The sequence below is a fragment of the Leyella stercorea genome, assembly GCF_019052365.1.
Classification (GTDB): domain Bacteria; phylum Bacteroidota; class Bacteroidia; order Bacteroidales; family Bacteroidaceae; genus Prevotella.
Genome location: NZ_JAHQUY010000042.1, coordinates 22,097 through 28,404, shown reverse-complemented (window position 1 = coordinate 28,404; position 6,308 = coordinate 22,097). Strand labels below are relative to the sequence as shown.

The following is a 6,308-nucleotide window of genomic DNA, read 5'->3' as shown; positions in this document are numbered from 1 at the left end:
ACGACAAGCCCATTGGCAGAATTAAGTATGCACTAAATTAATTCCGCCAACAGGTAAGTCTTAGGATGCCATAGCCTCCTATAATGCCAAAAGCGACTTCGCGTTGTCCACAGCAGCCTGCGAAACATCGCTGCCGGAGAGCATCTGCGCAATCTCCGTGATGCGCTGTTCGTCGCTGAGCTGCGTCATCGTCGACACCGTGCCCTGCTCGGTCTCCTGCTTCGCCACCTTGTAGTGGGTAGATCCGGCGGCGGCAATCTGCGGCAAGTGAGTTATGCAGATCACCTGTCGATTTGCCTTGCCCATGTCGCGCATGATGTGCGCCATCTGCTCGGCTACCCTACCACTCACACCGGTATCTATCTCGTCGAAGATGATTGTAGGCAGACCGATCGCCTTGCTTATCATCGCCTTCAGCGAGAGCATCACGCGGGCTATCTCGCCGCCAGACGCCACCTGCGATACGGGTTGCATGTCGGTGCTGGAGTTGGCGCTGAAGAGGAACATCACCTTGTCGGCGCCGTTCGTAGAGAGATCGGCTGGCGACACATCCACCTTGAAGCGCACCTTCGGGATGCCGAGCGGAACGAGCAGCTTCGAAAGCTCCTGCTCCACCACCGTAGCCGACTTGCGGCGCATGTCTGTAAGCACGACGGCTTTCTCAACGCATACGGCGTGCAACTTCTCTACGCTGCGTTCCAGTTCCTGCAGCTCCTCGTCTGAGTTGTCGATGTTGTCGAGCTGCGCATTGATGCCGTTGAGACGGTCGAGCAGCTCATCGACGGTCTGCACGTGGAACTTCTGCTGCAAGGTATATATGGTATCGAGGCGCTGTGTTATGAGATTAAATCGCTGCGGGTCGTACTCTACGTCGTCCACCTTCGAGGCTATCTCCTGCGAGATGTCCTTCAGTTCGACAAAGCAGCTCTCAAGACGCTCTGCAAGCTCCTGCGCTTCGGGATAGACATCGGCTACGCTGCGCAACTGTGTGGCGATAGAGCGTGTGAGGTTCACGATGCCCGTGTCGTCGCCCGAAAGTCCGTAGTCAGCTTCGTGCAGCGCACGCTTAATGTCTTCGGCATGACTCATCAGCTCCGCCTCCTGCTCCAGCTGTTCCTGCTCGCCCGAAGCAAGATTAGCCTCGGAGAGTTCCTTCTGCTGAAAGCGCAGGAAGTCTTCGTTGTCGCGACTCGTTGCTATCTGTTCGCGCAACTCCTCAAGACGGCGCTGCGCAGAGCGCAACTCTGCAAACGCCGCACGATAGTCGGCAAGCTGCTGGCGGTCGCGCGCAATGATGTCCACAACGTTCAGCTGGAAGTCTTCCTTGCTGAGCAGCAGATTCTGATGCTGGCTGTGCACGTCGATAAGCTGTTCGCCAAGCTCGCGCATAAGAGCGAGCGTCACCGGCGTGTCGTTGATGAAAGCGCGGCTCTTGCCGTTGGCGTTCACCTCGCGACGCAGCAGACACTCCTCCGGCTCGTAGTCGAGGTCGTTGTCCTCGAAGAAGTCTTTCAGCACGTCGGAGTGGTAGATACTAAGGTCGAATGTGGCTTCTATGATGCACTTTTCGCAACCGCGCTTCACCTGCTTCGCATCGGCGCGGTTGCCAAGCAGCAGTCCGATGGCGCCGATGACGATACTCTTGCCTGCGCCGGTTTCGCCCGTAATGACGGAGAAGCCTGGGTAGAGCGCCATCTCAAGATGGTCGATGAGCGTGAAGTTGCGTATGTCGAGTTTTTTTAACATAGACAATAGTTATAGATTATGTGTGTAGGAGCCTACTCCTTTATCTTCTCCCAAGCCGAATTCTGGCTTGCATTGATAGAGAAGAGAATATCGTAGACCGTTTCTTTTTCTTTCTGTGTGCCCTTACCTTTATATATATTGGTAAGCTCGTCGCGCTTGTAGTCGGTCCAGATTTGCGGAAGCATACTAAGCGGACGGTCTTCGTGGCATTTCTTCAGACCGGTTTCGAGCGCTGTGGTCACGTTGCCGCGTCCGCGCTCCACGTTCGTCGCCATCTCGTCGAGACCTGTGCGATAGTAGTCGTACTGCAACTGGCGGAACGGCTTCATAGCGCCCTCAAGATAGTCGTTGATGATGGCGAAGCGGTTGCGTCCGTTGTCGAACGCCTTCCAGCCTGGATAGTTGAGGTTCTGTGCGTTGTTGGCAAGATTCATGCAGCGCTGCAGTATGTCCTCGCCACCCATCGGCGAGAACGAATCGAGATCCATGCCGATGATGAGGTAAGCGTAGTAGGCGATGAGCGCCGTGAGCTGGTTGTCCACCTGCTCCTCGTTGAACTGCAACTGGTCGAACTGTGCGTACTCGAAGTTGAAGTCGTTATCGGTATTGTTGTAGAGCGTGGTAGTGTAGGTTGAGTTGTACACAGGACGGTTTGCCTGTATCACAGCCTTGCACGTGAAGACGTTCGTGCTGTTGTCGTACGCCGTCACGGTGATGTTGAAGTTGCACGTGATGCGCTCGTTCTTCTGAAACTGAAGGTTGGTCCACTGGCGCTCGTTGATAAACTGCGTGAGGGTCTGCTCCAGCTCCTCGAACACCGAGTTGTCGGTGCCTTGAATCTGGTTGTGGTTGATCTTCACACGTGCGTTCAGCTCCTGCGCCTCAGCTTCTGTGGCAAAACCGAGCAACAGCAATGCGACGTATACGATTCTAACTATATAGCGCTTTATCATATTTATTAAAATGAGAAGTTTGTAACTACCCTACGACCAGCTCCAGCTCGTTGACGATGTCGACAGCGGTGTCGGCCTTCGACTTCTTGGGATAGGCATGGCGGAAGTCGCGACCGATAATCTCTATCTGATTGTCGTCGGTGCGGAAGCATGTGCCTTCGTTGCGCAGACTGTTCAGCACGATGAAGTCGGCATTCTTCTTCTGCAACTTACGCTCGGCGTTAGCCTGCTCGTCGTTGGTCTCGAGAGCGAACGCCACGATAGTCTGACGCTCGGTCTTCATCTGTCCGAGTGTGGCAGCAATATCAGGGTTCGGCGAGAGGGTTATCTGCATGTCGCCCTCACCGCGCTTTATCTTCTGGTCTGCCTGCACCGCCGGACGGTAGTCGGCTACAGCCGCAGCAAGTATGGCTACGTCAGCCGTCTTGAACGCCTCGGTAGCAGCGTCGTACATCTCACGGCACGACTCCACATCAACACGATTGATGGCGTCGGAGCACTTCAGACTGACAGGACCGGCTACGAGCGTGACGTCTGCACCGCGACGGCGACACTCTTCGGCGATGGCGAAACCCATCTTGCCGCTTGAGTAGTTGCCGATGAAGCGCACTGGGTCTATCTTTTCGTATGTAGGACCGGCTGTGATTACGACGCGCTTGCCCTTCAGCGGACTATTGCTGTCGTTCTGGTCGAAGAACTCCGACACACGGCGCGCTATCACTTCCGGCTCCTCCATGCGTCCCTTACCTTCGAGTCCGCTTGCAAGGAATCCGCTTGCAGGCTCTATGAAGCGGTTGCCGTAGGAAGCCAGTGTGCGCATGTTCTGCTGCGTAGACGGATGGGCATACATGTCGAGGTCCATAGCCGGAGCGATGAACACGGGCGCCTTCATAGAGAGATATGTGGTGATGAGCATATTGTCTGCCACGCCGTGCGCCATCTTGCCGAGCGTGCTCGCCGTGCAAGGCGCTATGACCATTGCGTCAGCCCACAATCCGAGGTCGACGTGCGAGTTCCATGTGCCGTCGCGCTGCGAGAAGAACTCGCTGACAACGGGCTTGTGCGTGAGTGCGGAGAGCGTAATCGGAGTGATGAACTCCTTGCCTGCCGGCGTAATCACGACCTGCACCTCTGCGCCCTGCTTCACAAACTCGCGTATGAGCAGACACGACTTGTAGGCGGCGATTGATCCGGTTATGCCTAATACTATTTTCTTTCCTTTTAGCATGGTTTTATAGTTGATGTGGTGAGATGGTGAGGTGGTTAGAGATGTATGGTGAGATGGTGAGATGGTGAGATGGTGAGGTGGTGAGGTGGTGTGATGGTGAGGTGGTGAGATATGTCAACATCACAACATACATCTCTCAACATCTCAACATCTCAACACCTCAACATTATTTATTAAATCCTCTGAGGCGAATGCGTGTGAGCACCTGCTTGGTATTGAAGGTGAAGTCGCCGCCCATCATCCAGCTGTAGTAGCCTATGTCTGTGCGCAGCACATCGGCAACGGGGCGTCCCTTGTACTTGCCGAAGTTGAACACCTCCACCTTCTGCTCCTTACCGTCGGCGTCGAGCACCGGCTTGCCGTCTGCACCTATCACCGGCTTCCACACGATGCGACCTGCGAAGTCTACGTTGTCGTTCTGCTTAGAGAACTCGGCGAGACTGTCCATGTCGTTCTCCAGAACGCGGTCGGGCTCCTCCTGCACACCAGGCGCATACTTGTCGAGTTCGCCCATCAGCACACGGTATGTAGCCTCGGTGTCTTCGTCGGCACGATGCGCCGTAAAGTCGTCCTCCATCTTTCTGCCGCAATAGAACTTGTACGCAGCAGCAAGGTTGCGGCGCTCCATCTTGTGGAAGATGGTCTGAGCGTCGATGAGTCGAACCTTGGAGAAGTCGAAGTCGATGCCTGCACGCAGAAATTCCTCTGCGAGCATCGGTATGTCGAAATGGTTGGAGTTGTAGCCAGCGAAGTCGCAGCCCTTGAACTTCTCGCAGAGCTGCGGTGCAAGCGTCTTGAACGTAGGCGCCTCCTTCACGTCGTCGTCGGTGATACCGGTCAGCTCTACCACCTCGTGCGGTATGGGCTTCTCGGGGTTTACGAAGAGGTTCTCGCGCTCTTCTGTGCCGTCGGGCGACACTTTAATGTACGATATCTGGATTATACGGTCGCGGATAAAGTCGAGACCTGTAGTCTCAAGGTCGAAGACTATAAGCGGACGTGTAAGATTGAGTTTCATTGTTGTTGTTTTTAAGAATTTAGCCGCACCAATATGGCGCGGCTATAAACTAAAGAGTAATATCTTTTGCTGTTTCTTCAAAGCATTAATCAGCCGCTAACGCACTGACCGACTTTATTAGTCGTTCAGCAGCATAGGCATGATGAGCATGAGAATCTCCTGACCCTCAGGCTGAACGGTAGGCACTACGACACCTGCACGGCTTGGGTCGGCAAGCAGGATAGTAACCTCGTCGCTTGCGATGTTGTTGAGAATCTCGTAGATGGCGCCGCCCTTGAAGCCGATGTCCATCTTTGCTCCGTTATACTCGCACGCCACGCTCTCCTTAGCACTTGTAGCGAAGTCGATGTCTTCTGCTGTGAGGCACAGACGCTGAGCCTCTACGTGGAAGCGTATGAGCTGGCTGCTCTCGCTTGCGAACGGCAGCACACGCTTCAGTGCGCCCATGAGCGACTTGCGGTCTACGTTGATGCTGTTGGTGTTGGCTGTCGGGATAACCGAGTTGTAGTTGGGATAGCGACCCTCAATCAAGCGGCAGTTGAGGCAGCCGTCTGCGTAGCGCACCTCAGCGCCCTTGCTGTTGAACTTCACAACGACGTCGCCCTCACACTTCGGCAGCACGCCCTTGAGCAGCTGTGCCGGCTTCTGCGGCAGGATGAACGATGCCGGAACGTCGTTCTTGATAGTAAGAATGCGGTTGCGCACGAGCTTATGACCATCGGTAGCCACAACAGCGAGGTTGTCGGCTGTGAGGTCGAAGTATACGCCGCCCATCACCGGACGAATCTCGTCCTGAGCTGTAGCGAAGAGCGAGCGAGAGAGATTCTCTGCGAAGAGAGTAGAATCCATAACAAGCGTTGTCACCTCACCGTCAAAGTCCTGCATCATCGGGAAGTCGTCGGCAGACAGCGCTGTCAGCTTGAACGAACCGTTGAGATAGTCGATGACAACCGAGAAGTCGTTCTCGTCTACATTGAAGCTGAGCGGCTGCTCGGGCAGCTCCTTCACAGCGTTGAGGATGGTGCGGTTGGAAAGCGCAAACTTGCCGTCGCCCGAGCACTCGGCAAGCTCTATAGTCGACTGCATCACGTTTTCAGAATCGCTGGCAGTTACAGTCAGAACGTTGTTTGCTACTTCAAAAAGGAAACAATCAAGAATGCTCAGAGTGTTCTTGCTGTTGATAACTCTTGCGAGGGTTTGGAGACGGCTGTTAAGCGCGCCGCTTGATAAAGTGAATTGCATTGATATTTGGCTTTATTGATTATACTTGTTTTGATTTTTGAATATACTTGTTTTGTATTTTTGCTTACGCTATATTTTTAGGCAAATTTACTAAAAAATATCCGACTACGACAAAAACTCA

General features: G+C 54.1%; 5 protein-coding genes. All 5 read right to left on the bottom strand.

The genetic code is table 11. The annotated features are described in order from the left end of the window. Window positions 1-78: 78 nt before the first annotated feature. On the bottom strand, window positions 79-1,746 hold the full coding sequence (gene recN / locus KTQ90_RS08570) for a DNA repair protein RecN (RefSeq protein ID WP_217318073.1): 1,668 nt from the start codon (window positions 1,744-1,746) through the stop codon (window positions 79-81). Between the two features lie 32 nt (window positions 1,747-1,778). Then, a complete protein-coding gene (gene porD / locus KTQ90_RS08565; protein ID WP_217318072.1) occupies window positions 1,779-2,699 on the bottom strand; it encodes a type IX secretion system protein PorD in 921 nt (306 codons plus the stop codon). A 25-nt stretch (window positions 2,700-2,724) separates the two neighbouring features. Continuing rightward, a complete protein-coding gene (gene coaBC, locus KTQ90_RS08560; protein ID WP_217318070.1) occupies window positions 2,725-3,927 on the bottom strand; it encodes a bifunctional phosphopantothenoylcysteine decarboxylase/phosphopantothenate--cysteine ligase CoaBC in 1,203 nt (400 codons plus the stop codon). Between the two features lie 166 nt (window positions 3,928-4,093). Continuing rightward, window positions 4,094-4,945 carry a 3'-5' exonuclease gene (locus KTQ90_RS08555; protein ID WP_217318069.1) on the bottom strand — a complete coding sequence of 284 codons (852 nt, stop codon included), beginning with the start codon at window positions 4,943-4,945 and terminating at the stop codon, window positions 4,094-4,096. A 117-nt stretch (window positions 4,946-5,062) separates the two neighbouring features. Then, window positions 5,063-6,187, bottom strand: coding sequence for a DNA polymerase III subunit beta (dnaN, locus tag KTQ90_RS08550; RefSeq protein ID WP_022158122.1), 1,125 nt, complete (start codon window positions 6,185-6,187; stop codon window positions 5,063-5,065). Between the last annotated feature and the right edge of the window lie 121 nt (window positions 6,188-6,308).